Here is a 266-nt window from a genome sequence, read left to right on the forward strand (position 1 = left end):
GTGTTGGCGCACCAACCCTCCGCGCCGGGCGGGCAGACGCCGCAAGGTTTGCTGGAACGCCGCCCCGACCTGCGCGCGCAGGCGGCGCAAGTCAATGCCTATGCCGCCAAATTCGCCAGTGCCAAAGCCGATTTGCTGCCGCGCTTCAACATCAGTTTTATGGGGCAGGGCGGACGCATCGGTGTCGACGGCGACCGTTCGCTGACCGGCTGGGCAAGTTTGCTGTCGGTGGGCATACAGACGCCGCTGTTTACCAACGGCCGCAT

Annotated in this window: 1 protein-coding gene; it reads left to right on the forward strand. The window is 65.4% G+C overall.

Annotation, left to right across the window (positions count from 1 at the left end; all coding sequences use genetic code 11):
- Window positions 1-266, forward strand: a 266-nt coding sequence (locus tag ACTHS3_RS18000) for a TolC family protein (protein WP_440368785.1), incomplete at both ends; no start/stop codon positions are given.

Source organism: Neisseria sp. P0009.S007 (assembly GCF_051962515.1).